The following is a 26,112-nucleotide window of genomic DNA, read 5'->3' as shown; positions in this document are numbered from 1 at the left end:
GTGAGCGGTTGTACGTCGAGTGACTCGGAAGTCCGCCATCGGATGCACCAGCGCACAACAATAAGAACCAAGGAGTTGTCATGAAGCCGTTTATCCCGTCATCCCAACGTAACGTCCCCGTCCTACGTCGCTCGCTGCTCAGCCTCGCCGTGGTCGGCGCCCTGCTCGGCGTCCAGCAGGCCGAGGCCGGTGCCTTCGCCGTGCCCACCTACGGCACCCCCGGTTGGGGCCGTGCCTTTGCCGGTGGTTCCCTGTGGCACAACGACCCGGCAGCCGCTTACAACAACCCTGCTGCGATGGCTTTTATTGAGCGGCCGGTTGGGCAGATTTCGGCGATCTACGCCGACATCGATTTGAAATTCAAGGGGGAAGCCTACGATTACAAGGGTCGCCCTCGTAATGAAGTCGTCGACGCTAATACCGGCGAGACCCGCGAGCTAGGGGATGGCGGTAATGGTGGCTTCAGCAAGTGGCTGCCCACCCAGTTCCTGGTGATTCCTCTTGGGGACCGCTTTGCATTTGGCTTGTCCCAGGTTGCGCCCATGGGGATGCGCAGCACGTGGGACAACACCTTCAAAGGCAAGGACTTTGCCCTCGATACCAAGATCGAGACTGCCGCGCTGGCTGGCTCGTTGTCTTTCAAGATCGATGATCAGTGGGCAGTAGGTGGTGGTGTGGTAATCCAGCGCACCCAGGGCTTTGTCAGCCAGAACGTCGACCTGTTGGCTGCGGCGTCAGCCGCACCGGGATCCATTTTCGAACCCTTGGATCTTCCTGTCGGTATGACACGGGCCAAGATGCGGGTGAAAGTGGACAACGTATCGCCGGGCTGGTTTGCCAGCGTTGCTTGGAAACCGACCGCTCAGGACACCTTGGGTCTGGCGTATCACGCACGTATCAAGAATGAGCTGGAAGGGGACTATAACTGGCATTTTTCCGATGCTGACGGTTTGAGCTTCCTGACATCCAAAGACTTGATGAATCCGACCGCTTTGGGAGCGGTTTATCCCGGGCTGGTGCTTAACCCCGATGGCGCCAAGGCCAAGTCCCGCATGGACATCCCGGCCATGGCGGTCCTTGACTGGGTCCACGACTTTAACGACAGCTTCAGCCTGGGTGCCAGCGTCACCTGGACCGAGTGGTCTTCCTTCAAGTCCCTCAAGCTCACTTCCAACGGCAACCTGATCGTCGACATTCCCTACAACTACAAGGACACCTGGATGTACTCGCTGGGCGGTGACTACCGCTTCAACGACCAGTTGACCCTGCGGGCGGGCGTGGCGCTGGACCAGACGCCGACCCGCAACTCCACCCGCGATGCGCGCATCCCGGATGGCGACCGGACCTTCGTGTCCCTCGGCGGCAGCTACCGCTTCGGCTTCGACCCGAACCTCAGCGTGGACATGGCGTACTCCCGCCAGTTCGTCGACGAGGGCCGCCTGCGCACCGTCAACCAGCCGCGCCTCGGAGGCGGCAGCATCGACGGCAAGGTCGACGCCAAGGGCCAGGTCTTCAGCGTTTCGGCCACCTACCTGTTCTAAGTCGCGGTCCCCCCGCGTCATACCCCTCACGGCCCGGTTCCCGGGGCATCGGGCCGATCCGGAACAGTAAGTGGACGTTTGGGCAGGCCGATCACCCGTGTCCTCACCACGGGTGGGCCTGCCTTTTTTTACGTTCCGGGCTTCCCATGCTGCAGCCGAAACCCGGCGGGGACGGATCCTCGCCTTCAGGGACGCTGCGGGTGCACCGACTGGCCGAACTGATTGCCCATGCGCACCGACGTCGCCGCTGGCGTGGCCAGGCCCATCTGGCCGGGCGCGCTGCGCTCCAGGGGTGAGCGCTGCATCGCGGCATTACGCCGGGCGGCCTCTTCGCCTTCGGGGTTGGCCAACCTTTCGGTCAGGCATTCGTAGGACAGCGCCTTGTAGCCATTGACTTCCACCTCCACGCAGCCGCCGTTGCGCGGGGCGTCGTCGGCCAGGGCCGGGACGGCGACCAGCAGGGCCAGGGTGCAGAACAGGGTACGCATGTGAACCTCCGGGAAAGGGGTATGGCAGCGACTCTACGCAAATCCCCGGGCTGTGCCAGCGATGGTTTTCTTGCAGGTTCCATCACACAAATGACATGAACGGCCGTCAGCATGACCCGCTAATCGGGACGACAGTGCCCGGACGTTCAGCGTGGGTCGTTCACCCTATGTCTAACCGGGTCATGGCCGGGTTTTGCCTGCTGGCGGCGTGCTGGATGCTGGTGGCCAGCACCCTGTGCCGGGCCGAGGCGCCGGAGCGCCAGGTGGACTTCGACATCCCGGCCCAGCCGTTGGCGGCGGCGCTGGATCGCTATGGCACCGCCACCGGCCTGGCCGTGCTGGTCGACCGGGAGCTGACACGGGGGCGTCGTTCGGCGCCGCTGAGGGGCCGCTATGGCCTTCGCCAGGGATTGGAGCGGCTGCTGGCCGGCACCGGGCTGATGGCACTGCACGCCGGGAACGAGGGGTTCACCCTGGCGCCGGCCCGCCTGGCGTCGACGGCTGCGTCACGCACGGCCCAGGCCCCGCGCGGCGTGGGCAGCTTCGCCCGGGTGCTGCAGACGGCCCTGGGCCGGGCACTGTGCACCGAGCCGCTGACCCGGCCCGGCCACTACCGCGCTGCGCTGCAGCTGTGGATCGGCCGGGGCGGGCGGGTCGAGCACAGCCGCCTGCTGGCCAGCACGGGTGACCTGATGCGAGATGCGGCGCTGGTGGAGCGCCTGAGGGACATGAGGACAGACAGGGCGCCGCCCTCGTCGCTGCCGCAGCCGATCACGGTGCTGGTGGTGCCGGAGTCGGCCGCCGGCATGGAGTGCGATACGTGGATGAACGCGGCGGGAACATGAACGACAAGACCCCCGGCCGGCTGCTGCGGGTCTTCCTGGCCTCGTACGAGCAGTTCCGGGTGCGCCTGCGTCGCCGCCTGGGGTCCGACGACCTGGCTGGCGACGTGCTCCACGAGACCTACCTGCGGGTCGGGCGCATGGACGAGCCCGAGGACCTGCAGCGGCCCGACGCCTACCTCTACCGCATGGCGCTCAACGTGGCGGCCGACCGCCGCGCCCAGGACGCGCGACTGCTGACCGGCGCCGAGGTGCAAGTGCTGCTGGAAAGCGTCGAAGAGCCCCGCGACCCGGCAGCGATCGTCGGCGGCCAGGTGGAAATCCTCGCCCTGGTCGAGGCGCTGGCCGAACTCAGCCCGCGCCGCCGGCAGATCCTGGTGGCCTCGCGCATGGAGGAGGTCCCGCACCAGGAGCTGGCCCGGCGCTTCAACATCTCCACCCGCACGGTGGAGAAGGAACTGAAGGCCGCCCTGGCGCATTGCGCCGGCCGGCTGGAAAGAAAAGTGGTGCAGCGGTTCGGTCCCGGCGCCGGAAAACAGTCCTAGGAACAGGCACACGCCGAATCGATCCCCCAACCCGAGTCCCCGCGCTTGAACGACGACCTCCAGCCCCTGACCGACCCCGACGGCCGCCACCCCCTGCGGGACGAAGCCCATGCCTGGTTGCTGCGCCTCACCTCGGGCGAAGCCACCGGTCGGGATGCCGAGGCCTTTCGCCAGTGGTGCGCGCGCAGCACCGCTCATGCAGCTGCGTTCCGCCAGGTCCATGGCCTGTGGCAGGCCCTGGGGCCGGCGGCCGAGCGCCTGGCCTCGCCAGCCGCGCCGGTGATTCCGCTGCCACCCCGCCGCATTGGTCGACGCGCTTTCCTCGGGGGCGCCATCGCGGCCTCGGTGGCGCTGGTCATGCTGCGGCCTGCCTTGCACGACCGGGGTGACTACAGCACCGCCGTGGGTGAGCAGCGCCGCATCGAAGCGGGCGAGGGGCTGGTGCTGGAACTGAACACCGACACCCGCATCAAGCGGCAGGCGACGGGTGCCGGCCGGGTGAACCTGGAAGTGCTCGAAGGCGAAGTGGACGTACTGGCCCGCGTGCCGGTGCGGATCCTCGCTGCCGGCGGCACGGTGGACGCCCAGGGCGCGCGCTTCAACCTGCGCGCGCGGGAAGGGCAGGTGTGCGTCACCTGCCTGGCAGGCAACCTCTCACTGGTGCTGCAGGGCCATGCCCTGGTGCTCCCGGCGGGGCGCCAGCTGCGTTATGACCCGCAGCAGCGGGGCGAGCCGCAGCCCTTCGACGCGGAGCAGGTCACCGCCTGGCGACGGCAGATGCTGGTGTTCGACGACACCCCGCTGGCCGAGGTGATCGACGAGATCAACCGCTACCGCCCCGGGATGATCCTGCTGCTCAATGCCCAGCTCGGCCAGCGCCGGGTGCAGGCCCGCTTCCGCCTCGATCAGTTGGTCCAGGTGGCGGGGTTGATCCGCGATGCCTACGGCGCCCGGGTGGCCGAGCTGCCGGGTGGGGTGTTGCTGGTCGGCTAGCGCTTCAGCGTGGCGTGAGCAGTGCCTTGATGTGCCCGTCCAGTTGCTTCTGCTGGCTGATCCGCTGGTCGGCCTCACGAAGGATGGCGACGGCAGCGGCTGTGGCCTCCGGGTGGTGGCGCAGCGACAGGCAGGTCACGTCCATCCAGATGCAGTCGCCATCGGCCTTGCGCACCTGGACGTAGCCGACTTTTTTCGTGCGAGGTCTCCCAGCAGGCATGCACTGCCGGCCATCTCCTCGGGTGAGGCCAGCAGCAGGCTGCAGTGGCGACCGAGCACCTCGTCCGGCCCATAGCCCAGCAACTCCAGCAGGGGTGGGTTGGCAGAAGCGATCAGACCGTTGGCCTGGGTGTAGAGCAACGGCAGTTGCAGGCGCAGGGCGTCTGCCAACTGGGTGTCCGGTGGGGTGGCTGGTTTGTTCGGGTCGTCCACGTCGTTCTCCCCTCGGGTTGCAGGGCACCTGGGCCCGGTTCAACGGGCCTGCAGGGTGCTGGTGAAGCGCTGGATGGTGTCGACCACCCGCTGGGCGCCGTCCTGGATGCTCTGGATGGCTCGGCCTGCTTCGTGGGCCAGCTGCACGCCCTGGTCCACCTTGTCGCAGCTCTCGCGCATGCTGCTGACGGCCTCCTGGGCCAGCTCATGGTTGCGCTTGACCACTTCGACGATCTCCTCGGTGGCCCGTGCGGTGCGGGCCGCGAGATTGCGCACCTCGTCGGCCACCACCGCGAAGCCCCGGCCTTGTTCGCCGGCGCGCGCTGCTTCGATGGCCGCGTTGAGGGCCAGCAGGTTGGTCTGGTCGGCAATGCCACGGATGGACTGCACGATGCTGTTGATCACGTCCGACTGCTGGCTCACCGCGCCGATGCGTTCGGCGGCATGGTTCAGCTCGCCGGCGATGCCCTGGACCAGCGCCACGGTACGGTTCACCACCTCCGCACCGCCCTGGGCCTCGGCATCGGTCTGTCGCGCGGTGTCGTACGCCACATGGGCAGCTTCTGATTCGGCTTGCTGCTCCAGCACCTCGGCGGTGATGTCGGAGGCGAACTTGACGATCTTGTACAGCTTGCCCCGGGTGTCGAAGACCGGGTTGTAGCTGGCCTCCAGCCAGATGACTCCACCGTGGCGATTGCGCCGCTCGAAGCGACCGCTGACGTACTCCCCCCGGTTCAACCGCTGCCAGAACTGCTGGTAGGCCGGACTGCCGGACTCTTCATGGGAGCAGAAAATCCGATGGTGCTGGCCGACCACCTCCTGTTTGCGGTAGCCGGTAACGGCGAGGAAGTTTTCGTTGGCGGCGACCACCTCGCCAGCCGGGTTGAACTCGATGACCGCCATGGAGCGGTTGATGGCGTTGATGATCGCGTCCTCCTCGTGTTCATGCAGGAGGTTGGCGCTGATGTCGGTGGCCAGCTTGATCACCTTGGTGACCCGCCCTGTGGCGTCGCGCACCGGGTTGTAGGTGGCCTCCAGCCACACATCGCGCCCTTGCTTGTCCAGCCGCAGGAAGCGTTCGCGGATGAACTCGCCCTGGGCCAACCGTTCCCAGAAGCGCCGGTATTCGACGCTGTTAGCCAGTTCCGGCTCGCAGAACATGCGGTGGTGCCGGCCGACGATCTCGTCCAGGCGGTAGCCCATGGTGCGCAGGAAGTTGTCGTTGGCCTTGACGATGGTGCCGTCGGGCAGGAACTCGATGATGGCCTGGGAGCGGTCCAGCGCCTCGCGCAGGGCGGTGGCTTCAGCCAGGTCATCCTGGCACTGGGCAAGTTCGTTCTTGATGGCTGCACTGAACAGGATCATCTCGCTTCGCTCCAAGGTGGCGTCGGGTGTGCGGGTTCTAAACGCACGCCCGGATTCAAAAGGGCCCACCGGCACCGGCGACGGAGTGGGGAAGTCGCCGACGACGTGTCGATGGGCCGCGAACTCAGGGGCGGTCGCCCCTCAGGATGTAGGCCGGGATCTGCTCCAGGGGGATTTCCCGGTGCACCGCGTCCAGCTTGCGGGCTTCCTTGGGCATGCCGTAGACCACGCAGGTGGCTTCGTCCTGCCCGAGGGTGTAGGCCCCGGCCTCGTACATCTCCCGCAGCCCGCGGGCACCGTCGTCGCCCATGCCGGTCATGATGATGCCGGTGGCGTTGGCCCCCGCCGCGCGGGCGGCAGAGCGGAACAGCACGTCCACCGAAGGCTTGTGCCGGGACACCGGCGGGCCGTCGACGATGTCCACCACGTATTGCGCACCGTTGCGCTTGAGCAGCATGTGGCGGCCACCGGGGGCGATCAGCGCACGGCCCGGAATCACCCGGTCGCCGTGGCGCGCCTCGCGCACCTCGATCTGGCACAGGGCGTCCAGTCTCGCGGCGAAGGCCGCGGTGAACTTCTCCGGCATGTGCTGGACGATGACGATGCCCGGGCAGACCCGGGGCAGGGCGGTGAGCACCTGCTCCAGGGCCTGGGTGCCGCCGGTGGAGGTGCCCAGGGCGACGATGCGTTCGGTGGTGCGGGTCATGGCGGCTGGCCCGCCAGACGGCAGGATGGCGTCGGCGGTGAGCTTGGGCGCCAGGGCGGGTGCAGGGGCCGATGCGCTGCCGGGCATGCGCTTGAGGCGGGCCTGCGATGCAGCCTTGATGGCGCTCACCAGCTCTTCGGTGGCCTCGACGAGGAACTGGCGCAGGTTGCCCTGGGGCTTTGTGACGATGGCCACGGCACCGGCGGCCAGGGCCTCCATGGTGGTGGCCGCGCCTTTCTCGGTCAGGGTCGAGCAGATCACCACCGGTGTGGGGTGCTCGGCCATCAGCTTTTTCAGGAAGGAGATGCCGTCCATGCGCGGCATCTCCACGTCCAGCACGATCACGTCCGGCCAGTTGCGGTTCATCCGCTCCAGGGCGAACAGCGGGTCAGCGGCTGCGCCGATCACCTCGATGCCACTGTGGCCGGACAGGCTGCCGGTCAGTACCTGTCTCACGACTGCGGAGTCGTCGACGATCATCACCTTGATCTTGTTCATGGCGAGCAGGCCTCGTAGCGCCGACTGGCAAGTTGTTGCGGGTTGGGGTGGCGGAGCGCGATGTTGCCGCTCCACACGTCGAAGATCAGGTTGCGGTAGCCCTCGCCGCCCACATGGCGGGCGTGGCAGGTGAGGCCATGGGCGGCCAGCAGGGCCAGGCCGGCCTCGATGTTCTGCTGGCCGATGTGCCGGCGCTCGCGGGCGCCGAGCATGTTGCCGCCGCCGAACAGGCTGATGCGGTAGTCCGTGGCGCGGGTGCCGCTGTTGCGGATCTCCTGCAGCAGCTGGTGCAGGGCGGCATCGGCGTAGCGCCCGTCCGGTTCCACCCCGGGGTGGCGGCAGGCCGGCAGCATGTAGTGGCACATGCCCCCCAGGAGCGCCTCGCGGTGCCAGAGCACGATGGAGACGCAGGAGCCCAGCAGCGTGCGCAGGCGGGTGTAGCGGTCGCCGAAGTACAACTCGCCCGGTTGCAGGAACACCTCGATGACGCCCTTGGGCTTACGCATGGGGCCTCCGGTAGATCGAAGGGCGTACGGATTGCAGCTCTTCGCTGATGCCGTTGAGGCTTTCCGAATGGCTGACCAGGAAGTACCCCCCCGGGCGCAGGCGTGCGCACAGCCGTTGCACCACCTGGCGCTTGGTGTCGGCGTCGAAGTAGATCATCACGTTGCGCAGGAAGATCACGTCGAACACGCCCACGTCCGGCAGCGTGTTGTTGAGGTTGATCTGGCGGAACTGCACACGGCGCTTGAGGGCCGGGTCCAGGGTGAACAGCCCCTCGTTGCTGCCGGTGCCCCGCAGGCAGAAGCGCTGGCGCAGGTTGCCGGGGATGCCTTCGGCGTCCTCCAGCGGGTAGAGGCCGGCCCGGGCCTTGTCGAGGATGCGCGTGCTGATGTCCGAGGCGAGGATCTCCCAGGGGCGGCTTGCAACGGCATCGGCCAGCAGCAGGGCCAGGGTGTAGGGCTCCTCGCCGCTGGAGCAGGCAGCGCTCCAGATGCGCAGCGGGCCGCTGCCGCTGCGCAGCTCGGTGCCCAGCTTCTCGCGCAGGAACTCGAAGTGCTTGGGCTCGCGGAAGAAGTAGGTCTCGTTGGTGGTGAGCAGGTCGACGGCAATCTGCAGCTCGCCCCTGTCCTTCATCAGCAACTGGTAGTAGTCGCCGTAGCTGCCCAGGCCGAAATGGCGCAGGCGCTTGTTCAGCCGGCCGGCGATGAGCTGGCGCTTGGCCTCCGACATGGCGATGCCGGCGATCTCGTGGATCATTCCGCGGAACTGCTGGAACTCGCGGTTGGAGAGGCTGAGATCGGTCATGGCGGGCTCCTGTTCAGGCCGACTGTTGCAGGTCACTGGCGTTGCCGACGTCGGCCAGGCGTTGCAGATCATCCAGGGACAGCGCCTGGCCGATGTTCAACAGCACCACCAGGTGGCCGTCGAGCTTGGCCATGCCGTGGATGAAGTCGGTACGGATGCGGGCACCGAAGCGGGGGGCCGGCTCAATGTCCTGGGCGGCGATCTCGATCACGGCGTTAACCGCTTCGACGACGATGCCCATCACCTGGCGCAGCTCATCACGCTCCACTTCCAGGATGACGATGCAGCTGCGGCGGCCGATGACGGTCTGACCGGCGCCGAAGCGCTGGCGCAGGTCCATGATCGGGACGACCCCACCGCGTAGGTTGATCACTCCCAGCACGCAGGACGGCATCATCGGCACCGGGGTCAGGTGGCCGTACTCGATGATCTCGCGGACGCTGCGGGTGCCGACGGCGAACACTTCGTCGGCCAGGGTGAAGGTCAGGTACTGCTGGGGCGTATCCGGCTGGGTAGCGTCGCCGGGGCGGCTGAAGAAGCTGGACATGCTTCGCTCCTGGGGGCACCGGTGGGTGCCCCGGTCACGGTATCGAGAGGTCGGTTCAGTGCTGGAAGCGGACGAATCCAGCCGGTACCGCGTCGTCGAAGTCACTGTCGCTTTCGTCAACGACCGGGCGGGAGACCTTGCGCGCCGCACTCGCCTTGCCCTTGGCGCCGACATCACGGCCGCCCTTGCCACCGTTGTTGACCTTGAAGAAGTCCATCAGCTGTTGCAGCTGCTCGGCCTGGCCGCTCATTTCCTCGGCGGTGGCGGCCAGCTCCTCGGCGGAGGAGGCGGACTGCTGGGTGATCTCGCTGAGCTGGCTCATTGCGGTGTTGATCTGGCTGACGCCGGTGGTCTGCTCTTCCGAGGCGGCGGCGATCTCCTGCACCAGGTCGGAGGTCTTGGCGATGGAGGGCACCATCTGGTCCAGCAGGGTGCCGGCGCGTTCGGCCAGGGAGACGCTGCTCTTGGCCACTTCGCTGATCTCCTGGGCGGCCACCTGGCTGCGTTCGGCCAGCTTGCGCACCTCGGCGGCCACCACCGCGAAGCCCTTGCCGTGTTCACCGGCCCGTGCGGCCTCGATGGCGGCGTTGAGGGCCAGCAGGTTGGTCTGGTAGGCGATGTCGTCGACGATGCTGATCTTCTCGGCGATGGTCTTCATGGCCGACACGGTATCGCGCACGGCCTGGCCACCTTCGTTGGCCTCGCGGGCGGCCTTGCCGGCCATGCCGTCGGTGACCTTGGCGTTCTCGGTGTTCTGCGCGATGGAGGCGGACATCTGCTCCATCGAGGCACTGGTTTCTTCCACCGAAGCCGCTTGTTCCGAGGCGCCCTGGCTCATGCTCTGGGCGGTGGCGGAGATTTCCTCCGAGGCGCTGCTCAGGGAGTCGGCGTTGCTGCGTACCTCACCGATGATCTGGCCAAGCTTCTCCACCATGGTCTTGATTGCGGCGAGCATGCTGCTGGTATCGCCAGGCTTGGTGTCCACGGTGGTGGTCAGGTCGCCGGCGGCGATGCGGCTGACCACATCGGCGGCGTAGGCCGGTTCACCACCCAGTTGGCGCAGCAGGTTGCGGGTGATCAGGCCGCCTATCAGCCCGATCACGATCAGGGTGATGACGGACACGGTGATGGAGATCAGCGTGGCCTGCTGGCGAGTGGCCTCGGCGCTGAGACCCGCGTCATTGGCCATCTTCACGTTGTAGTCACGGTGCTTGTTCAGTGTGTCTCGCAGCGGATTGATGACGTTCAGGGTGAGGTGGATCATCCCGTCACGGGCTTGCTCGTTCTGGTTGGTACGCGACAGCACCAGGACCGCCTCGGCGCCTTGCAGGAACTCGCTGATGCCCTTGCGATCAGCGTCCAGCAGTTGCCGGTCCTCATCATCGGCGAGCAACTTGGCGTAGTCGTCGATGGCGACCTGGATGTCATCGCGGTTGGTTTTGATGGTGGCGTCGATCTCCGCCATGGTCTTGTCGTCAGTGGTGAGGATGTGGGTGTAGACCAGTTGGACCTGGGTGTTGACCGCATTACGCAGCTTGTTCAAGGCCACGATGCTCGGGACCGAGTTGACGTTGGCGAAGTTGGCTGCGGTGTAGACCTGGTTCATCTGCTGGTAGGCGATCCCGGAGAGCAGGATGATGCCGAGCAGGGCGGACATCACCAGGAGGATCATTTTTTTGCTGATGGTCATTTTCAGGACTCCTGTGCGCGTCTGCGCAATCAGACGAGGGACAGTCGGGGGGTGTTGCGCTGGCCGGCCAGGGCGGCGATCTGGTCGACGTTCAGCACCTGCTCCATGCGCAGCAGGGTGAGAAAGCGTTCGTCCACACGGGCGAGGTCTTCGATGTATTCCGGGGGTACGCGGCTGCCGAAGGCCGGGGCCTGGCGCAGGGCGGGCGGCTCGATCTCGGCGACGGCGGTGACGGCATCCACCAGGGCGCCCATCAACTGGGCCTCCTCGCCGTCCTGCAGCTCGATGATGACGATGCAGGTGCGCGGGCCCAGTTCGGTGCTGCCGAGGCCGAAGCGCTCGGCGAGGTCGATGATCGGCACCACGGCGCCGCGCAGGTTGATCACTCCGCGCACCAGCGGCGGCATCATCGGCACCTGGGTGATGGCGTGGAATTCGAGGATCTCCCGCACGTAGCGGGTGGCGACACCGAACAGGTCACGGCCGACCCGGAAGGTCAGGTACTGGCGTTGCTCGTCGTCGACGAACTCCGGCAGGGGCAGGCTGGCGGTACTCATTGCAGGCTACTCCGTTGGCTGAGGGCGGCGCCGCTGGCGCCGGGGCGGCCAGGCTGTGCGAACTGGGCGAGCAGGCCGGGGATGTCGAGGATCAGCGCCACCGCGCCGCTGCCGAGGATGGTGAAGCCGGAGAGCGACGGGACCTGGCCGAACACCTTGCCGAGGGGCTTGATGACGGTCTGGAACTCGCCGTGGAGCTGGTCCACCACCAGGCCGGCGCGGACCCCGGCGTAGCTGACCACCACCACGTTCTCCCGGCGGGGCCGCAGGCTGGCTTCCTCGAACAGGTTGCGCAGGCGGATGAAGGGCAGCACGTCGCCGCGCAGGTCCAGTTGGTCGAGGTCGTCCAGCTCGCTGCTGGGCAGCTCGATGCATTCCTCCACCATGTCCAGGGGCACCACGTAGCTGGAGCTGCCGACGCCGATGAGGAAGCCGTCGATGATGGCCAGGGTCAGCGGCAGGCGGATGCGTACGCAGGTGCCGGCGCCCAGTTGGCTGTCCAGCTCCACCGTGCCGCGCAGGGCGGTGATGTTGCGCTTGACCACGTCCATGCCGACGCCGCGGCCGGAGAGGTTGCTGATCTGGTCGGCGGTGGAGAAGCCGGGCTCGAAGATCAGGTTGAAGGTGTCCTTGTCCGAGAGCTGCTGGCCTTCGGTGATCAGGCCGCGCTGCACGGCCTTGGCGAGGATCTTCTGCGGGTTGAGGCCGCCGCCGTCGTCGCTCACTTCGATGACGATGCCGCCGGCTTCGTGGTAGGCGTTCAGGCGCACCACGCCCTGCAGGGGCTTGCCGCTGGCGCGACGCTGCTCGGCCGGCTCGATGCCGTGGTCCATGGCGTTGCGCACCAGGTGGGTGAGGGGATCGCCGATCTTCTCCACCACCGTCTTGTCCAGCTCGGTGTCGCCACCGCTGATGTGCAGGACGATGTCCTTGCCCAGCTCCTTGGAGACGTCGCGCACCACCCGCTGGAAGCGGTTGAAGGTGGCGCCGATCTGCACCATGCGCAGGGTCAGGGCGGAGTCGCGGACTTCCTCCACCAGGCGCGAGAGGGTCTCGGCGGACTCGCTCATGTTCACCAGGCCGCAGCCCTGGGCGAGCATGCGGGTGTTGGCGCCGGCGATGATCAGCTCGCCCACCAGGTTGATCAGCTGGTCCAGCTTGCCGGCGTCGACGCGGATCAGGTTGGCCTCGCCGCTGGCGCGGGCGGTTTCCTTGAGGGCCTTGCCGACTGCGGCGGTCTCGCCCGGCTCGGCGGCGGCGGCCGGTGCCTCGGGGCTGGAAGCGGCCTGGGCGTCGTTGGCCTGCGGGGCATCGAGGCTGGCCAGTTCGGCTTCGCTGAGGGTGCCGCAACGCAGCAGGCGCTGGCGTTGGGCCTCGCCTTCATCGGTCTGCTCGGCCAGCAGTTCGGCGTAGCGGGCAAGGGGCGCGCCGGGCGGCAGGATGCGGATGCGGCCCTCTGCGCGGACGAAGTCGAAGGCGCCTTCGATCACCGCCTGGTCGGCCTCGGTTGTGAAGGCCACTTCCAGGCCCAGGTAGCAGGCTTCGGGATCGAGGGCCTCGAAGCTGGGCAGGTGGTCGAGCACCGGTTCGATGTGCAGCAGGTCGCCGAAGGTGACGAGGTAGCGCAGGAAGGACACCGGGTCCATGCCATCGCGCAGGCTGTCGGCACCGAAGCGCAGGGACAGGTGCCAGTGCTGGCTGGCGACGCCATCGCGGGGGGCGGCTGCACATTCGGAAGGCGTTTCGGCGGTGGCGGCCGGGGTGCTGTTCAGGTACTGGCTGAGGCGTTGCACCAATTCGGCTTCGTGGATGCCCATCACCTCCGGCAGCTCGGCCAGGTCGCGGCCCTCGGCGAGGTGGTTGACCAGGCCGGCCAGGTGGTCGCCCACCAGCAGCATCAGGGCGCTGAGGTCGGCGCTGAACGGCAGTTCACCGGCGCGGACGCGGTCCAGCACGCTCTCGGCCACGTGGGTGAAGGCGACGATGGAGTCGAAGCCGAACAGCCCGGATGAGCCCTTGATGGTGTGGGCGGCGCGGAAGATGGCGTTGATCAGTTCGGGGTCTTCCGGGGATTGCTCGATCTGCAGCAGGGCATCTTCCATCTGCTGCAGCAGTTCCCGGCTTTCGGCGATGAAGGTGCCGATCACGCTGTCGAGGTTCATCAGTGCAGCCCTCCGATGGGGAGCAGGTCACGCAGGCCGCTCAGTTGCAGGATCTCGGTCATGGCCGGGCTGGCCCCTTCGAGGCTGAGGTTGACGTGTTGGCGCCGAGCCTCCTGGCAGGCCGCCAGCAGCAGCTGCAGGCCGGCGCAATCCACTTCCTCGATGGCGCTGAGGTCCAGGTGCAGGGCCACGGCGCCTTGCAGGGCGTTGGCCAGCAGCAGCTTGGTGTCGGCGGCGGTGTAGATGGTCAGCGCGCTGTCCAGGGCCAGGCGGCGGCTGCCATCGGGGGATTCCAGGGTGCTCATGGCAGTCTCCCGATCACGGCAGGATCAGCTTGGAAACGGCCGTCAGCATCTGGGCCGGCTGGAAGGGCTTGACCACCCAGGCCTTGGCCCCGGCGGCCTGGCCCTCGGCTTTCTTGGCGTCGCCGGCCTCGGTGGTGAGCATGATCACGGGGGTGAACTTGTAGGCCGCCAACTGCTTGACGTTCTTCAGGAAGGTGATGCCGTCCATGTTCGGCATGTTCACGTCGCTGATGATCAGGTGGACCTTGCGGCCGTCCAGCTTGGTCAGCGCGTCCTTGCCGTCGACGCCTTCGAGCACGTCGTAGCCGGCGTTTTTCAAGGTCATGCCCACCACCTGGCGGATGGAGGCGGAGTCGTCGACGATGAGAATGGTCTTGGCCATGATCGGTCCTCAGAAGAAGGTGATGTCGGAAGCGGATTCGCTGGCGCCACTGGTGGTGCTCTGGCTGCTCTTGCGGCCTTGGTGGATGGCGTGCTGTTCGGGGGTGGTGTAGGTGCGGGAGAGCTCGTCGAGCCAGGAGCGGGCGTCCACGTGGCGGGCGTCGTCCTCCTCCAGGTGCTGGGCCAGGCGGCTGATGTCGTCACGCATGTGGCCGAGCATCTGGCTGACCCGGTCCTGGAACTGCAGGGCCACCAGCACCTCGGAGATTTCCTCGCCGACCACGGCGTTGTCGTTGCGCAGGGCGTTGCCCTGTTCCACCAGGCGGGTGGCGCCGGAGCGGAACTGGGCGATCACCTGGCGGATCACCTGGCTGGCGTTCTCCAGGGTCCCGGCGTCGCGGGTGGCGTGTTCGTTGGAGACCTGCAGGGTGCGCTCGATGGCGCCGCTGACGGTCTCGATGGTGTCGCCGATGCGCTTGCCGGTTTCCTCGGAGAGGGTGGAGAGCTTGCGCACCTCGTCGGCGACCACGGCGAAGCCGCGACCGGCTTCACCGGCGCGGGCGGCTTCGATGGCGGCGTTGAGGGCCAGCAGGTTGGTCTGCTTGGCCACGTCGCCCACTTCCTTGGCCATGGTGCGCAGCTGGGCGGTGTAGCTGTTCAGTCGCTCCACCTCCTGCAGCAGGCTCTCCTTGCTGGAGAGCGCCAGGCGCAGCTGGCTGACGATGTCTTCGAGCTCCACTTCGCTCTGGGCCAGCAGGGTGACCAGGGCATCGCTGTCGGCCTGCATGCCGCTGGAGACTGCGTCGCTGATGCGGCCGGCGAGGCGGGCGAAGCGCTCGGCGAGGGCTTCGATGGCGGTCTGGGTCTGGTGGCGGGCGGATTCGATCTGGGCCGACCAGATGGGGGCGATGCGGGTGCACAGCTCCGGCAGCCCCTGTACATGGCGCTCGGCCTCCTGGCGGGCACCTTCGGCCAGGGCCTCGTCATGGGTGCGGTGCAGGGCCTGCTGGTGGGCGCCGTCGCGCTGGGCGATGACGACCCACAGCAGCAGCGTGGGCGCCACGGCCGCCAGGGCCCAGGCCGGGGAGGGGAACTGGCTGGCCGTCCAGAACAGCACCGCGCAACCGGCACCGCAGAGGGCGATGGGCAGCCAGGGGACGCTGGAAGTGGGGTTCGGGCTCGTCACGGTCGCGCTCCTTGAGGACACGGGGCCCGCAGCGGCGATGCGTTGCGGGGTTGTGTCCAGCATGGGCGCGGGGCGTGATCGGCCCTATCGTCCTATCCCGGTGATGGCCTCGGGACATCCTGCTTTTTTGTAGGGATTTCCCGAGGGGCCGCGTGATGGCGGGCCCTCGGATGCGGCGGGGCAGACGGCCCGATCAGGCCGTCAGGCCGTGGGTCATGGCGTACTTGATGATGTCGGCGTTGCAGGTGAAGCCCATCTTCTCCATCAGCCGGGTCTTGTGGGTGCTGACGGTCTTGTTGCTGATCACCAGCTGGTCGGCGATCTGGTTGACGCTGAGGCCCTGGGCCAGCAGGCGGAGGATCTGGAACTCGCGGTCGGAAAGCTGGGCGGCCGCGTCGTCCGTGGGGCTGCTGCTGGCGAAGGCGAGCTGCTCGGCGATGCGCGGGTCCAGGTAGCGGCCGCCACCGGCCACCCGGTGGATGGCAGCCAGCAGGGTTTCCGGGTTGTGGTCCTTGGTCAGGTAGCCGCTGGCCCCGGCACGCAGGGCGCGTTGGGCGATCTGCGCCTCGTTGTGCATGCTCAGCACCAGGATCGGCAGGCGCGGGTAGCGGCCGTGCACGCGGCTGATCAGGTCCTCGCCGCTGAGCCCGGGCATGCTCATGTCCAGCAGCAGCAGGTCGAATTCGCCCGTCCGCAGCTGCTCCAGCACCTGGGCACCGTTCTCCGCTTCAGCTGCCACCTGCAGGCGGGCGTCGAACTCGATCAACTGCTTGAGGCCGCCGCGCATGATGGCGTGGTCGTCGGCAATGAGGATGCGGGTCATGGGGACTCCGTAGGCTCGTTGACGGGGAAGGTGGCCTGCACCGTGGTGCCCTGGCCCGGGTGGCTGAAGATCACCACCTCGCCGCCCAGGCTGGTGCCGCGCTCGCGCATGCCGGCCAGGCCCAGGGAGCGTTTGCCGACCTTGGTCGGGTCGAAGCCGTGGCCGTTGTCGGTGATGTCCAGCACGTAGCGGTCGTCGAGCCGCTCCAGGCTGATCACCGCGCGGCTGGCGCCGGAATGGCGGGCGATGTTGGTCAGCGCCTCCTGGACGATGCGGAAGGCGGTGGTGGCCTGGCTGTCGTCCAGCGCCGGCGCGCCGCTGTGGGCCACCAGCTCGCAGGCGATCTGCGTGTGGTGGCTGCGGAACTCGTCGATCAGCCATTCCAGTGCGGGGTACAGGCCCATGTTGAGGGCGGCGGGACGCAGGCTGGTGGCGATGGAGCGGACCACGCCGATGGTGCGGTCGCACAGGGCCATGAGCCGCTCCACGCCCTCGCCGAGCCCCGGTGCCTGCTCGCCGTGCCGCAGGCGCAGCAGGGAGATGCCCATGCGCAGGGCGGTGAGGTGCTGGCCGAGTTCGTCGTGGATTTCCCGGGCGATCAGCTTGCGCTCCTCCTCGCGGGCGCTTTCCCGGCGGCTGGACAGCTCGCGCAGCTGGCGGTTGCTGGCCGCCAGGCGCCGTTCGGCCTTGCGGATGCCGCTGATGTCGCGGGCCACGGAGATGACGCTGGTCACCTCGCCCTCGGCATTGCGCTCCGGCACCAGTTGCATGAGGTAGTGGATCTGCTGGTCGCTCGGGCCGTCGATGCCGTGGATCAGTTCCTCCTCCATGGACTCGCCGGTGGCGGCCACCTCGCGCACCAGGTCGGCCATGATGTCGACCTGCGAGTTGTCGCCGAAGACTTCCCGAGCCGGGCGGCCGCGGGCCTCCACCAGGGGCAGGCGGCACAGCGCCTCCAGGGCCGGGTTGGCGTAGAGCAGGCGGAAGTCAGGGGTCAGCCGGCCGATGGCGTCGGGGGTGTTCTCGATCAGCGCGCGGAACTGCCGCTCGTTGCGCAGCAGGGCGTCGGCGATGCGCCGCTGCTCGGTGAAGTCGTGGATCAGCGCCAGGCTGTAGGGGCGCTGGTTGTAGTGGAAGTGGCTGAACTGGAGGGTGACGTAGCGCGGCGAGTCCTCGTCGGGCACCTGCAGTTCGCAGCTGAGGATGCGCTGGCTCTCCACTGCCTCCTGCAGGCTCTCGTCGTCGGCCAGCAGGTCCGCCAGCTTGCCGGCCAGCGGCGCGAGGACCTGGGACAGGGACTGGCCGAGCAAGCGGTGGCGTGGCTGCCCGGTGAGGCGGCAGGCCGCCTCGTTGAGGTAGCGGATGTGCCGCTCGCCATCCAGCAGCAGCACCCCGTCGGCGGTGTAGTCCAGGGCGTAGCTCAGCAGGTACATCTGTTCGGCACGCTGGCGATGCCCCAGGGGCAGTTGCAGGCGCACCAGGTAATGGGTGGGCTGGCCATGGTCGTCCTCGACCATGCGCAGGCCCAGGTGCAGCCATTGGGGTGTGGCTGCCGAGGTGGCCAAGCGTACCTCGCCGCACTCCAGGTCCTCATGCTGGCGCTGCGCCCGGTCGAAGGCGCGGAGGACCGCATGGCGGTCGCGCGGGTGCAGCAGGGCGTCCAGTGAGGTGCCGAGCAGGTCGGCTGCGGGTTGCCCGAGCATCTCCACCAGGGCCCGGTTGATGTGCTGGATGCGGCCGTCAAGCCCCAGCAGGGCCAAGCCTACCGAGGACGACTCGAATGCACGGCGATAGATGCTTTCGTCTGCATGGTTGCCCATGAATCCCCCGATCACGTGCGATGCGACCGAAGGAGTATGGATCAGTGGCGAAGTACTGGCAGGTTTTTGCTCAGGCCAGCCATTCCCGCAGCAACGACAGCGTCTGCTCCGGCGCCTCCAGGGGCGGCAGATGGCCGCACTCGGGGATGACCTCGAGGCGCGAGCCGGGAATGGCGGCGTGCATCCGGCGCGCTTCGGCGGGCGGGGTGATCAGGTCGTCGGCGCCCACCAGGATCAGCGTGGGGAGCGTCAGCTGTGGCAGCAGGTCGAGGGCGTCCTGGCGGCGGATGATCGCCTGTTGCTGGCGGATGAAGCCTTCCCGCCCTACATCACGGGCCATGGCGCGCACGGTGTCGGCCACTGGGGTGCCCAGGTGGCGGGGGTGGATCAGCCGGCGCAGCAACTGCGGGCTGACACCGACGAAGCGGCCGTGGCGCGCCAGCTCCAGCAGGCCCTTGCGGTTGGCCGCACGCTCGGGGCTGTCCGGGCTGGCCATGGTGTCCACCAGGGCCAGGCGGGTGACCCGCTCCGGCGCCTGGCGGAGGATCTCGAAGGCCACGTAGCCGCCCATGGAGAGGGCGCCCAGGGCGAAGCGCGGCGGGGCCTCGGCCAGTACCCGGCGAGCCATGGCGGGAATGCTGTCGTCACGGGTCAGGTCGGCGACGTGCACCGGCCGCTCCGCGCGCAGGGCGTCGGCCTGGTGGGCCCACAGGCGCGAGTCGTTGAGCAGGCCCGGCAGCAGGAGCAGGGCATCGGGTGAAGGGGGCATGCGGTACTCGATACGGCGGCCCGGCGGGGCCGGGCATCGATGGGTTCAGGGGGTGGGCGGTTCGACGCCTTGTTCGCGGTAGATGGACACCACGTCGCCGTTGCGGCGCATGGCGTCCAGCTCGCGGCCGAGGCGATCGTAGAGCGCTGCGCGGCCGCTGTCATAAAGCTTCTGCGAGGCGGCGAAGCGGTTTTCGATGCGGATCGGCTCGCGCAACCCGGCGTAGGCGTAGTCGCGGAAGCGGATGTTCTCGAAGGCGGTGTCGATGGCGGCCTTGTCCAACACGGCGATGGCGTCGATACGGCCGGCGCGGAACATTCGCACCAGGATGTCGTCGTCCACCGCCGGCTGCTTGTGCAGTGCGGTGTCGGCGTCGAAGCGCGGGAAGTACAGGCTGCTGCGCTTGACGCCGATGCGCAGGGGCGCCAGGTCTTCGTAGCGTTCCACCTGCCGGGTGGGGCGGATGGCGAAGAGGATGTCCTTGTCCTGGGTGCCGATGCTCGGCAGGTAGTGCAGGTAGCGGTCGCGCTCGGGATCGGGCAGCACCCGGGGCACCAGGTCGATGCGGCCTTCGCGCAGGTCCGCCAGGCTGCGGGCGAAGGGAGCATAGCGCCACTCCAGGTGCAGGCCGGCGCGCTCGGCGGCCACTTCCAGCACCTTGACCAGGGGGCCGGTGGGGCGCCCGTCGATGCTCCACATCTCGGGCGGGCGGTCGCGCAGGTCCACGCGCAGGGTGTCGGCCCCGGCCAGCGCAAACGCCGGGAACAGCAGGATCAGAAAGGCAGAAAGGAATCGCATGGGAGGTTCTTCTGTTATGGCCCGCGTCCGTCGAGGGGCGTGGATGCCGGAACTGTGGAGCCGAAACCGCAGGGGTGCAACCCGACTCCCGTAGGGGGGAGACCGCCCTCGGCGGCCCGGGGTCACACCGGGGTGCTGCCGGCCAGTTGTTCGCGCATCAGCGCCAGGTAGCGTCGGGCGCCGAGGCCGGTCGGGTTCGCCTTCAGCCAGACGATGTCCACGCCGATGCGCAGGTGGCTGCTCATGTTGTCGAAGCGCAGCGTTTCCAGCGATCCACCGGCTACCAGCGGCGCCACCAGGGGTTCGGGCAGGTAGGCCCAGCCGACGCCGGCCTGCACCAGCTCCAGCGCCGCCAGGTGGCTGTCGCAGAGCCAGACGCGGTGGGCCAGGACGATCTGCGGGTCCGAGGCCGTGGGCGCGCCGCTGGCGACGATGATCTGCCGCCGCGTGGCCATCTCCCGCTCGTCCAGGGGGCCGGGGGCGAAGTCCGGGGCCGCCACGGCCACCAGCACCTGGCTGCCGGCTTCCTGGAAGGCCTCGCGCTCGTCGATGCCCGGCCGTTCGAACACCAGCGCCAGTTGCACTTCGCCGGCATGCAACAGGCGGATGGCTTCGGCCTGGGGCGCCGAGCGGACTTCCACCTCCAGGGCCGGGAACTCCCGCGCCAGGCTGGCCAGCGGGCGGCTCCAGGTGCCGCTCTGCAGCTCCGGCGCCATGGCCAGGCTGAGCCGCCGCTCCAGCCCCTGGTGCAGTTGCAGGGCATGGGCGTCCAGCAGGTTGAGCTGGCTGGCGGCCTGGCGGGCCTGGGGCTCCAGGGCCAGTGCCGCCGGGGTGGGCAGGGCCTTGCGGGTGGAACGGTCGAACAGCACCAGGTCCAGCTCCGCCTCCAGCTGCGAGACGGCCATGCTCACCGCCGAGGGCACGCGCCCGAGCTGGCGCGCGGCGGCGGAGAAGGAGCCGTGGTCGAGCACGGCGAGGAAGGTGCGCAGGGTGTCGCGGCTGAAGGCCATGGTTGTCAGCTCGGTTGATGACGGTCGTCTTTTTCTATCAGTGAAAGGGCCCTAATTTCCAGCGCCATCACAACCAGCAGGAGCAGGACCATGACAACCACAGGGTGGCAGGGGCAGGTGGCGCTGATCAGCGGCGCCGGAAGCGAGGCGGGCATCGGCATGGCCATCGCCCGGCGGCTGGGCCAGGCGGGCGCACGCCTGGKGATCACCGCCAGCAGCGAGCGCATCGCCCAGCGGGTGGCCGAGCTGCGCGCCGAGGGGTTCGAGGCGGAAGGCCGCCCGGCGGACCTCACCGACGAGGCCCAGGTGGCGGAACTGGCGAGCTGGGCCGAAGCCCGCTGGGGCCGCATCGACGTCCTCGTCAACAACGCCGGCATGGCCATGCAGGGCAGCCCGGAGCCCTTCGCCGAAGTCGCGGAGATGGACCTGGCGACCTGGAACCTGTCCCTGGCGCGCAACCTCACCACCGCCTTCCTGCTCACCCGTGCCGTGCTGCCGGGCATGCAGGCACGGGGCTACGGGCGCATCGTGCAGATCAGCTCCACCACCGGTACCCGTGGCAGCAACCCTGGCGAGGCGGCCTACAGCGCCGCCAAGGCCGCCATGGTGGGAATGAACATGGGGCTGGCACTGGAAGTGGCGCGCCACGGCATCACCGTCAACAGCGTGGCCCCGGGCTGGATCGCCACCGCCTCCAGCACCGACGAGGAGCGCCATGCCGCCGGCTACGTGCCGGTAGGGCGCGCTGGCCGGCCGGAGGAGGTGGCGGCGGCGGTGGCCTTCCTGGCTTCCCCCGAAGCCAGCTACATCACCGGCGAACTGCTGGTGGTGGATGGCGGCAACTGCCTGATCGAAAACAAGGCCCCCTGAGGAGCACCGCATGAACAGCATCATCATCACCGGCGCCGCCGGAGGCCTGGGCCGCAGCCTGGTGAAGCGCTTCCACCAGGCCGGCTGGAACGTACTGGCCACCGACGTGGACGCCGCCGGCCTGGAGCAGGTGCGCGAGGCGTTCCCCGGGTGCGCCATCGCCGCCGCCGACATCCGTCGCCCGGACAACTGCGAGGCGGTGGTCGCGGCCGCGGTCAGCGCCTTTGGCCGGCTCGATGCGCTGGTCAACGCCGCCGGCATCTGGCGCGAAGGCCCGGTGGAGCACTTCAGCGAGGAGGACTTCGACCTGGTGCTGGGGGTGAACCTCAAGGCCGTGTTCTTCATGTGCAAGGCGGCCATCCCGCACCTGCGCGCCACCCAGGGCAGCATCGTCAACATCTCCAGCGATGCGGGGCGCCAGGGCAACCGTAACGCCGCCGCCTACTGCGCCAGCAAGGGTGGGGTGGCGCTGCTGACCAAGACCCTGGCCCTGGACCTGGCGCCGGACGGCGTGCGCTGCAACGCGGTGTCCCCGGGGGACATCGTCACCCCGATGCTGAGCTTCCAGGCCGAGCGCTACGGCAACGGCGACCCCGACGGCTACTACCGCGAGCTGCTGGCCAAGTACCCCCAGGGCGAACAGGCGCGCTTCATCCAGCCGGAGGAAGTGGCCGAGCTGTGCTACTTCCTCTGCCAGCCCCTGGCGCGCTCCATCACCGGGGCGGACCTGGCCATCGACTGCGGGCTGTCGGCCGGCAACTGACCCGGGCACCGCCAAGCCGCCCGGGTCGTCCTGCTAGAGGTCCAGCACCAGGCAGGCGCTGCGGGCCCGCGAACAGCAGGGGGTGAACTGGTCGTTGCGGGCCCGCTCCGCGTCGGTGAGGAAGCTGTCGCGGTGCTCGGGTTCGCCGTCCAGCACCCGGGTCAGGCAGGTGCCGCAGATGCCCTGCTCGCAGGCCAGCGGGATGCACACCCCGGCGTCGTCCAGCACCTGGGCGACGCTGCGTTCGGCCGGCACCTGCAAGGTCAGGCCGCTGCGCGCCAGGCGCACCTCGAAGACGCGCGCGTCCCCTGCAGGCTGCACGGGGGCAGCGAAGTACTCGCGGTGCAGGCGCGTTTCGTCCCAGCCGGCGCTGCGGGCACAGCCCAGCACGTGCTCCATGAAGCCGCCCGGCCCGCACACGTAGAGGTGGGCGTCGCCGGCGTCCCGCAGCAGCGCGGGGGCGTCGAAGGGCGTGGGGCCGTCGTCGGCGTGCAGGTGGACGTGCGCGGCGAAGGGGCTGGCCTCCAGCCAGTCGATGAAGGCCGCGAGCCTGCGCGAGCGCACGCAGTAATGCAGCTCGAATGCATCGCCCCGGGCCGCCAGCGCCTGGGCCATGGCGAGGATCGGGGTGATGCCGATGCCGCCGGCGAACAGCAGGCTGCGGCTGCTTTCGGCCACCAGGGGGAAGAGGTTGCGCGGTGCGCTGGTGGTCAGCCGCTGGCCGACCCGCAGCTGTTCGTGCACGGCGCGGGAGCCACCCCGGGACGCCGGGTCCAGCAGCACGGCGAGGCAGTAGCGGTGCGTCTCGCCGGGGGCGTTGCACAGGCTGTAGGGGCGCACCAGGCCGCCGGGCAGGTGCAGGTCCAGGTGCGCGCCGGCCTCGAAGGCGGGCAGGGGCGAACCGTCGGCGGCCACCAGTTCCAGCCCGAGGATGCCCGGCGCCTCCAGGCGCAGGCCGCGGATCATCAGGTCGAGCATCAGGCTTGCCTCCCGATGAGCCGGGCCTCGGCGGCGCGTTCGGCGTTGACCAGGCGCTCGATGATGCGCCGGGACTGCACGCCGCCGGCGTCGATATTGAGCTTGAGCAGGGGCCGCTCGGGCCAGGCCAGCAGGTTGCGCTGCTGCTGTTCGAGCATCTCCAGGTCCTCGGCGAAGATCGTGCCCTGGCCCTCGCGGATGCGTGCGGTCAGTTCGGCGTCCTCGGGGCGGAAGCTGCGCGCCATGCCCCAGAAGTACCAGATGGAGGTGTCCGTCTCGGGGGTGATGAAGTCCACCACGATGCTGCTCACCTTGCAGTCGGCCGGGGCGTCGTAGCCCCCTCGGCCGGCGTGGGCCACGCCGACTTCGATGAGCACATGGCTGGGCGGGGTGAAGCGGCAGATCTGCCAGCGGTCCACCGGCACGTCGTCGGCCAGGCCATTCCCGCGCAGGGCGGCGCGCCAGAAGGGCGGAGCCATGATGCCTTCCATGAAGCGGCTGGTGATGACGCTGTCGCCTTCCACGCGGGTGGACACGGGGGTCTCGTCGATTTCCTTCTGGCCGATGCTGGAGGCGTGGACGTAGGTCTCGTGGGTCAGGTCCATGAGGTTGTCGATCATCAGCCGGTAGTCGCAGGCGATGTGGTAGAGCCCGCCACCGTAGGCCCAGGCCGGGTTCTCGGCCCACTCCAGGTGGGGGATCAGGGCCGGGTCGGCGAGGGCGGCGTCACCGGGCCAGACCCAGATGAAGCCGTGGCGCTCCCGGACCGGGAACGCGCGGATGCAGGGAAACGCCTGCACCCGCTGGGCCGGCATGGAGGCGGTACGGCCGTCGCAGTCCATCACCAGGCCGTGGTAGCCACACACCAGCTTGCCGTCCTGAATGGATCCAAGGGACAGCGGCGCACCGCGATGGGGGCAGAAGTCCTCCAGGGCCGCGACACGTTGGCCGGCGCCCCGGTAGATCACCATCCGTTCGTTGCAGATCATGCGGCCCAAGGGCTTGCCGTCGATTTCATCCGGGGTGCAGGCGACGTACCAGGCATCCTTCGGGAACATGGAGCGGTCCTCGTTGTTGTTGTATTGGATCCAATGCTGGCGCTTCGGGCGGGTGGAATCCATGATTTACGCCTGGTTGGATCCAATAACCGTGCGATCAGCGAACGCTGAGACAAGGAACGCCTGCGTCGGGGCCCTGGCAGGGGGCTGGGCGGCTGGCTAGAGTACGGGCCTTCGTGAAATTGGATCCCAAGGGGCGCGCATGAGTGGAGCAGGGCAACGGGTGCTGAACCGCCTGCGGCAGATGATCGTGGACGGCGAGATACCCGCCGGTGAGCGCATCGCCGAGATCCCCACGGCCGAACGCCTGGGGGTCTCGCGCATGCCGGTGCGCATGGCCTTCCGCGCCCTGGAGCAGGAGGGGTTGCTGATTCGCCAGGGCGCACGCGGCTTCGCCGTGCGCCAGGTGACCTTCGACGACCTGGCCGGTGCCGTGGAAGTGCGCGGTGTGCTGGAAGGGCTGGCGGCGCGCCAGGCGGCCGAGCGGGGTGTGTCGGAGGCGGCACGGGCCGTGTTGCTGGCATGCCTGGCCGATGGCGACCGGCTGTTCGAGAAGGGCCATGTCAGCGAAGACGACCTGGCCGATTACCACGACATCAACAAGCGCTTCCACCAGGTGATCATCGAGGCCAGCGGCAACCCGGCCATCGCCGATGCCCTGGCGCGCAACGAGCACCTGCCGTTCGCCTCGGTCAGCTCCCTGGCGGTGGACCGCAACGACCTCGCCCGTGAGTTCCGCCGCTTCAACTTCGCCCACCTGCAGCACCACACGGTGGTGGACGCGCTGCTGGCCGGGCAGGGCGCCCGGGCCGAGGCGATCATGCGTGAACACGCCAACGCGACGCTGCGCTATGCCCGCCTGTTCGGTGGCCAGGACGGCCCGGTGGAGGGCCTGAAGATCCTCTCCTGAGGTGACTCAGTCGCGCGGCGGCAGGGCGCGCATGCCGTCGAAGATCAGCTTGGTGGTGCGGCGGACCTGCTCGCGGTGGGCGGCCAGGTCCGGTTCGTCGGTGCTGGTCAGGCGCAGCAACTGCAGGTGGGAGTAGTCGTTGAGCAGGAAGGCGGCCAGCTCCACGTCCAGGTCGGCGCGCAGCCTGCCGCGTTGCTGCAGGGCGCGCAGCACCCCGGCGATTTCCCGTTGCAGGTTGCTGTTCAACTGGCGGTAGGCCTCCGGCAGGCCGTCGCTGCCGCCGATGAGCACCAGCGGCAGCAACTCGCGCCACAGCGCCGCCGGCAGCATGGTCAGGGCATAGCCGACGATGCGCTGCTCCAGCTGGCAGAGCACGTCCACCGGCTCGCCGTCCAGCGGCAGTTCGTGGCTGTCGAGGATGGCGCGGCGGTCGGCCTCCTTGAGCATCTCCAGGATGATTTCCTGCTTGCTGCCGAAGTACTTGAACACCGTGGGCACCGAAACGCCGGCCTGGCGCGCGATCTGCTCGACGGTGGTGTTGCCGTACCCCTGGCTCTTGAACAGGGCGACGGCGCTCTCGGCGATGGCCTGGCGGCGCAGTTCCTTCTGACGTTCTCGTAGTCCGCTCACTGAATTCCTCGGCTCGGGTGCATGTGGCGGCGATGATAGACGGAGTGCGTTGATCGGCACAAAAACTTTATTGACTTAAATAAATAATCGGATTAATCATTTCTGGGCATCTGCTCCACACGCAGAGTCACCTGTCC

At 68.4% G+C, this 26,112-nt stretch carries 28 protein-coding genes and 2 pseudogenes; 7 read left to right on the top strand and 23 right to left on the bottom strand.

Annotation, left to right across the window (positions count from 1 at the left end; genetic code table 11):
- Positions 1-80 precede the first annotated feature (80 nt).
- On the top strand, positions 81-1,541 hold the full coding sequence (locus SZ55_RS09385) for an outer membrane protein transport protein (RefSeq protein ID WP_044404642.1): 1,461 nt from the start codon (positions 81-83) through the stop codon (positions 1,539-1,541).
- 185 nt (positions 1,542-1,726) lie between these two features.
- Here the strand turns inward: SZ55_RS09385 and SZ55_RS09380 are convergent, their stop codons facing one another.
- Positions 1,727-2,029, bottom strand: coding sequence for a hypothetical protein (locus SZ55_RS09380; RefSeq protein ID WP_044404639.1), 303 nt, complete (start codon positions 2,027-2,029; stop codon positions 1,727-1,729).
- Between the two features lie 167 nt (positions 2,030-2,196).
- Between SZ55_RS09380 and SZ55_RS09375 the strand changes: the two genes are divergently transcribed.
- Genes SZ55_RS09375 through SZ55_RS09365 form a run of 3 tightly spaced genes read left to right on the top strand, consistent with a single transcriptional unit; the run spans position 2,197 to position 4,409 of the window.
- Entirely contained in the window at positions 2,197-2,874 is a 678-nt protein-coding gene (locus SZ55_RS09375; protein WP_236692402.1) for a TonB-dependent outer membrane receptor, read from the top strand.
- Positions 2,871-3,416 carry an RNA polymerase sigma factor gene (locus tag SZ55_RS09370; protein ID WP_044404636.1) on the top strand — a complete coding sequence of 182 codons (546 nt, stop codon included), beginning with the start codon at positions 2,871-2,873 and terminating at the stop codon, positions 3,414-3,416. Before SZ55_RS09375 ends, SZ55_RS09370 begins: the two co-directional genes overlap by 4 nt.
- A gap of 45 nt (positions 3,417-3,461) precedes the next feature.
- Positions 3,462-4,409 carry a FecR family protein gene (locus tag SZ55_RS09365; protein ID WP_236692401.1) on the top strand — a complete coding sequence of 316 codons (948 nt, stop codon included), beginning with the start codon at positions 3,462-3,464 and terminating at the stop codon, positions 4,407-4,409.
- Positions 4,410-4,413: 4 nt separating this feature from the next.
- Here the strand turns inward: SZ55_RS09365 and SZ55_RS28285 are convergent, their stop codons facing one another.
- From SZ55_RS28285 to SZ55_RS09285, 19 genes and pseudogenes are all read right to left on the bottom strand, one after another.
- A complete protein-coding gene (locus SZ55_RS28285) occupies positions 4,414-4,554 on the bottom strand; it encodes a hypothetical protein (RefSeq protein ID WP_160158561.1) in 141 nt (46 codons plus the stop codon).
- Positions 4,545-4,841, bottom strand: coding sequence for a PAS domain-containing protein (locus SZ55_RS27970; protein WP_074971794.1), 297 nt, complete (start codon positions 4,839-4,841; stop codon positions 4,545-4,547). Before SZ55_RS27970 ends, SZ55_RS28285 begins: the two co-directional genes overlap by 10 nt.
- Positions 4,842-4,880: 39 nt before the next feature.
- A pseudogene (locus SZ55_RS29045) lies at positions 4,881-5,324 on the bottom strand (methyl-accepting chemotaxis protein); the annotation flags it as partial.
- A 102-nt stretch (positions 5,325-5,426) separates the two neighbouring features.
- Positions 5,427-6,206 (bottom strand): annotated as a pseudogene (locus SZ55_RS29040) (PAS domain-containing protein); the annotation flags it as partial.
- A gap of 124 nt (positions 6,207-6,330) precedes the next feature.
- On the bottom strand, positions 6,331-7,410 hold the full coding sequence (locus SZ55_RS09355) for a protein-glutamate methylesterase/protein-glutamine glutaminase (protein ID WP_044404632.1): 1,080 nt from the start codon (positions 7,408-7,410) through the stop codon (positions 6,331-6,333).
- Complete coding sequence (locus SZ55_RS09350) at positions 7,407-7,916, bottom strand: chemotaxis protein CheD (RefSeq protein ID WP_044404629.1); 510 nt, start codon at positions 7,914-7,916, stop codon at positions 7,407-7,409. Before SZ55_RS09350 ends, SZ55_RS09355 begins: the two co-directional genes overlap by 4 nt.
- Positions 7,909-8,718, bottom strand: coding sequence for a CheR family methyltransferase (locus SZ55_RS09345; RefSeq protein WP_044404627.1), 810 nt, complete (start codon positions 8,716-8,718; stop codon positions 7,909-7,911). The genes SZ55_RS09350 and SZ55_RS09345 overlap by 8 nt, the downstream gene beginning before the upstream one ends.
- Before the next feature lie 13 nt (positions 8,719-8,731).
- Positions 8,732-9,265: a chemotaxis protein CheW gene (locus SZ55_RS09340; protein ID WP_044404624.1), complete on the bottom strand. Its 534-nt coding sequence runs from the start codon at positions 9,263-9,265 to the stop codon at positions 8,732-8,734.
- A gap of 55 nt (positions 9,266-9,320) precedes the next feature.
- On the bottom strand, positions 9,321-10,955 hold the full coding sequence (locus SZ55_RS09335) for a methyl-accepting chemotaxis protein (RefSeq protein WP_044404621.1): 1,635 nt from the start codon (positions 10,953-10,955) through the stop codon (positions 9,321-9,323).
- A gap of 29 nt (positions 10,956-10,984) precedes the next feature.
- Positions 10,985-11,512, bottom strand: coding sequence for a chemotaxis protein CheW (locus SZ55_RS09330; protein WP_044404618.1), 528 nt, complete (start codon positions 11,510-11,512; stop codon positions 10,985-10,987).
- Complete coding sequence (locus SZ55_RS09325) at positions 11,509-13,674, bottom strand: chemotaxis protein CheA (protein WP_044404615.1); 2,166 nt, start codon at positions 13,672-13,674, stop codon at positions 11,509-11,511. The genes SZ55_RS09330 and SZ55_RS09325 overlap by 4 nt, the downstream gene beginning before the upstream one ends.
- Positions 13,674-13,979 carry an STAS domain-containing protein gene (locus SZ55_RS09320; RefSeq protein ID WP_044404612.1) on the bottom strand — a complete coding sequence of 102 codons (306 nt, stop codon included), beginning with the start codon at positions 13,977-13,979 and terminating at the stop codon, positions 13,674-13,676. Before SZ55_RS09320 ends, SZ55_RS09325 begins: the two co-directional genes overlap by 1 nt.
- 13 nt (positions 13,980-13,992) lie before the next feature.
- Entirely contained in the window at positions 13,993-14,361 is a 369-nt protein-coding gene (locus SZ55_RS09315) for a response regulator (protein ID WP_044404608.1), read from the bottom strand.
- 9 nt (positions 14,362-14,370) lie between these two features.
- Positions 14,371-15,147, bottom strand: coding sequence for a methyl-accepting chemotaxis protein (locus SZ55_RS09310; protein ID WP_442963696.1), 777 nt, complete (start codon positions 15,145-15,147; stop codon positions 14,371-14,373).
- A gap of 592 nt (positions 15,148-15,739) precedes the next feature.
- Positions 15,740-16,369, bottom strand: a complete 630-nt coding sequence (locus SZ55_RS09305) for a response regulator (protein WP_044404601.1) — start codon at positions 16,367-16,369, stop codon at positions 15,740-15,742.
- Positions 16,366-18,189, bottom strand: coding sequence for a PAS domain-containing protein (locus tag SZ55_RS09300; RefSeq protein ID WP_044404598.1), 1,824 nt, complete (start codon positions 18,187-18,189; stop codon positions 16,366-16,368). The genes SZ55_RS09305 and SZ55_RS09300 overlap by 4 nt, the downstream gene beginning before the upstream one ends.
- A 70-nt stretch (positions 18,190-18,259) precedes the next feature.
- On the bottom strand, positions 18,260-18,958 hold the full coding sequence (locus tag SZ55_RS09295; protein ID WP_044404596.1) for an alpha/beta fold hydrolase: 699 nt from the start codon (positions 18,956-18,958) through the stop codon (positions 18,260-18,262).
- Positions 18,959-19,003: 45 nt separating this feature from the next.
- Positions 19,004-19,756: a substrate-binding periplasmic protein gene (locus SZ55_RS09290; protein ID WP_044404593.1), complete on the bottom strand. Its 753-nt coding sequence runs from the start codon at positions 19,754-19,756 to the stop codon at positions 19,004-19,006.
- A 122-nt stretch (positions 19,757-19,878) separates the two neighbouring features.
- Positions 19,879-20,766 (bottom strand): LysR family transcriptional regulator, encoded by an 888-nt coding sequence (locus SZ55_RS09285; protein WP_044404590.1) that lies wholly within the window; start codon positions 20,764-20,766, stop codon positions 19,879-19,881.
- A gap of 90 nt (positions 20,767-20,856) precedes the next feature.
- Between SZ55_RS09285 and SZ55_RS09280 the strand changes: the two genes are divergently transcribed.
- Together SZ55_RS09280 and SZ55_RS09275 are read left to right on the top strand one after the other, a co-directional pair.
- Entirely contained in the window at positions 20,857-21,636 is a 780-nt protein-coding gene (locus SZ55_RS09280; protein ID WP_044404588.1) for an SDR family NAD(P)-dependent oxidoreductase, read from the top strand.
- A gap of 10 nt (positions 21,637-21,646) precedes the next feature.
- Complete coding sequence (locus SZ55_RS09275) at positions 21,647-22,399, top strand: SDR family NAD(P)-dependent oxidoreductase (protein ID WP_044404586.1); 753 nt, start codon at positions 21,647-21,649, stop codon at positions 22,397-22,399.
- Positions 22,400-22,432: 33 nt separating this feature from the next.
- Here the strand turns inward: SZ55_RS09275 and SZ55_RS09270 are convergent, their stop codons facing one another.
- Both SZ55_RS09270 and SZ55_RS09265 read right to left on the bottom strand, forming a co-directional pair.
- On the bottom strand, positions 22,433-23,377 hold the full coding sequence (locus SZ55_RS09270; RefSeq protein ID WP_044404584.1) for a PDR/VanB family oxidoreductase: 945 nt from the start codon (positions 23,375-23,377) through the stop codon (positions 22,433-22,435).
- Positions 23,377-24,435 carry an aromatic ring-hydroxylating dioxygenase subunit alpha gene (locus SZ55_RS09265; protein WP_044404818.1) on the bottom strand — a complete coding sequence of 353 codons (1,059 nt, stop codon included), beginning with the start codon at positions 24,433-24,435 and terminating at the stop codon, positions 23,377-23,379. Before SZ55_RS09265 ends, SZ55_RS09270 begins: the two co-directional genes overlap by 1 nt.
- A gap of 202 nt (positions 24,436-24,637) precedes the next feature.
- Here SZ55_RS09265 and SZ55_RS09260 point away from each other — a divergent pair, with 202 nt between their 5' ends.
- Positions 24,638-25,345 carry a GntR family transcriptional regulator gene (locus SZ55_RS09260; RefSeq protein WP_044404583.1) on the top strand — a complete coding sequence of 236 codons (708 nt, stop codon included), beginning with the start codon at positions 24,638-24,640 and terminating at the stop codon, positions 25,343-25,345.
- Between the two features lie 6 nt (positions 25,346-25,351).
- Here the strand turns inward: SZ55_RS09260 and SZ55_RS09255 are convergent, their stop codons facing one another.
- Positions 25,352-25,975, bottom strand: coding sequence for a TetR/AcrR family transcriptional regulator (locus SZ55_RS09255; protein WP_044404581.1), 624 nt, complete (start codon positions 25,973-25,975; stop codon positions 25,352-25,354).
- Positions 25,976-26,112 lie beyond the last annotated feature (137 nt).

The organism is Pseudomonas sp. FeS53a, from assembly GCF_000931385.1.
In the GTDB taxonomy this organism is placed as follows: Bacteria; Pseudomonadota; Gammaproteobacteria; order Pseudomonadales; family Pseudomonadaceae; genus Metapseudomonas; species Metapseudomonas otitidis.
This window is presented reverse-complemented; position numbering and strand designations above follow the sequence as displayed.